The organism is Microvirga aerilata (assembly GCF_016743775.1).
Lineage (GTDB): Bacteria > Pseudomonadota > Alphaproteobacteria > Rhizobiales > Beijerinckiaceae > Microvirga > Microvirga aerilata.
On record NZ_JAEQMY010000357.1, the window covers coordinates 1 to 683 of the forward strand.

General features: G+C 63.0%; 1 protein-coding gene and 1 pseudogene. One reads left to right on the top strand and one right to left on the bottom strand.

Going from position 1 to position 683, the window contains the following annotated elements; translation table 11 throughout:
- Window positions 1-74: 74 nt before the first annotated feature.
- A pseudogene (locus JKG68_RS32800) lies at window positions 75-254 on the top strand (transposase domain-containing protein); the annotation flags it as partial.
- A gap of 2 nt (window positions 255-256) precedes the next feature.
- Here the strand turns inward: JKG68_RS32800 and JKG68_RS32805 are convergent.
- Window positions 257-487, bottom strand: coding sequence for a DUF6429 family protein (locus tag JKG68_RS32805; RefSeq protein ID WP_202066655.1), 231 nt, complete (start codon window positions 485-487; stop codon window positions 257-259).
- Window positions 488-683 lie beyond the last annotated feature (196 nt).

Sequence of the window (683 nt, forward strand, 5' to 3'; positions counted from 1 at the left end):
CCACCCTGGCTGAGCGTGAGCCCGAACAGATCCGACAAGGCGCCTTGCAGCCGCTCGTAGGAGAGCGCCTGAAAGGTGGCCATCGGGCAGCGGCGCTGTACACGTTGGTCGAGACCTGCAAGCTCAATGAGGTTGACCCGCGCGCTTGGCTGGCTGACGTTCTGACGCGACTGCCGGAGCACCCGGCCAAGCGCCTTGCCGAGCTCCTGCCGTGGAACTGGAAGCCCTTGCGGGATCAGCAGGCGGCCGCCTGATCTCAGGGCTGTCGCGTGAACAGCGCGTTGAAGAGTTCCTCAGCCTTCTGCAGCCCCTCATCGGTGAGCACGACGGACTTGGTCTTGTTGACCGGGTCACAGATCAGGCCCTTCTCATAGAGCCTGTTCATCGTTGCCCAGTCAAAACCCTTCCAGGCCCGATAGCCATCATGCAGCGTCAGCCACAGCAGGGCGAGAACCGCCTCGTCGATCTTGTCGTGGTCGATCTCCATGCACCCACTTTACCACGCCGCAGCCGAAATTCCGCGGTTCTCGGCGGATGCTGTTGATACCGGAGTGAAACTCCCCAGACCTGCCGATTGAATTTTCCCCAGGTGAGCGCGGCCGCCGGGCGTTTAGGTCGCTGCCGGGAAGACCGGCAGGCCAATGTCGCCGATGCTGCTCCTGATGGTCAGGAGGACAGGCGGT